Genomic DNA, 1,245 nt, shown 5'->3' with positions numbered 1-1,245 from the left:
GGATCCCCGGCGTACGCCGGCGGCCCGGCGCAGCCGAAGGGGCTGGCGCTCACGGCGCTGATCCTCGGCATTCTGAGCCTCATCTTCTGCTGGGTGCCGATCGCGGGCGCCGTCGGCGGCATCGTCGCCCTGGTGCTGGGCATCCTGGCGCTGCGGAAGGCGCAGCCGAAGGGTCTCGCCCTGACCGGTCTGATCACGGGAGCGGTGGCGGCGGTCATCGGCATCATCGTGACGATCCTCTTCTTCGTCGGGCTCAGCCTGCTCGGCGGCTCGATCGATGATGCGCAGCGGGCCGTCGAGGCCTGCCAGTCGGGTGCGGAGACGGTGGAGATCGCCGGGCAGACCGTGTCCTGCTCCAACCTGGACTACTGATCGCCCGAGGATCGCCGATCACGACGACGGGCCCGGGGCGGAAGCTCCCGGGCCCGTCGTCGTTGCGCGGTGGCTGCGTCAGCAGCGCTCCGCGAGCAGGGAGATGTGCCTCCCCGTCCCGTCGCGGGTGAGGATCAGCGTGGCACCCTGCGAACCGCTCAGCTTGAGCCGCTTGCGCAGCGAGGCCGGGTCGACGTCGATCCCGCGCTTCTTGATCTCGAGGCGGCCGATATCCCGAGCGGCGAGAGCCCGGCGCAGATCCTTCTCGCGGGCGGGGAGGGCCTCTACGATGCGGAAGGCCTGCGCGAAGGGCGTCTCGGCGTACGTGTCGCCGGTGAGGTAGGCGATGCCCGGGCTCAGCATGCCCGCCTGGAGGCGTGCGCCGAGCGCGCCGATGAGTCGAGCTCGGATGACGGCGCCGTCGGGCTCGTAGAGGTACGCTCCGATGGGCTGGACATCGACATCGGGGGCGTCACCAGCCGCGGTCATCTCGTGCCGCTCGCCGCCGCGGTGCACGAGGGCCGCGCGAGAGACGCCGGGCCGCGCGAGCGCGCCGAACCAGAGGGCCGTCTCGACCACCTGGCCGTCGACGGAGACCCACTGCGCCTCTGCGACGTCGGGGATGAGTTCGCGGTCGAGGCCGGGCCCGAGCTTCACGCCCGTGGGCAGGCGCTCGCCCACCGCGTAGGCGAGGCGCAGCGAGGGGGAGTAGTCGTCGGGAGACGCGATGCGGCGCGTATCGCTGTGCCCGGCGGTGCGCCGCGCGGGGTCGAGGAAGGCGCCGTCCACCTGCGCGAGGTCGAATGCGGCGGCGTCGCCGATCGATACCTCGGGCGCGCGCGCACCGTGCAGCTCGGCGACGCCGCCGCATTC

At 72.6% G+C, this 1,245-nt stretch carries 1 protein-coding gene and 1 pseudogene; one reads left to right on the top strand and one right to left on the bottom strand.

Annotated features, from left to right (window positions below):
• Positions 1 to 372, top strand: a pseudogene (locus tag NS354_RS13675) (hypothetical protein); the annotation flags it as partial.
• A 78-nt stretch (positions 373 to 450) separates the two neighbouring features.
• Here NS354_RS13675 and NS354_RS12445 read toward each other — a convergent pair.
• Positions 451 to 1,245 (bottom strand): THUMP-like domain-containing protein (locus NS354_RS12445; protein WP_430736007.1); only part of this gene is annotated, 795 nt, incomplete at its 5' end.

It is taken from the genome of Leucobacter chromiiresistens (genome assembly GCF_001477055.1).
GTDB classification, from domain to species: domain Bacteria; phylum Actinomycetota; class Actinomycetes; order Actinomycetales; family Microbacteriaceae; genus Leucobacter; species Leucobacter chromiiresistens_A.
Note: the sequence above shows the minus strand (reverse complement) of the source record. Positions and strands in the feature narration are given on the sequence as shown.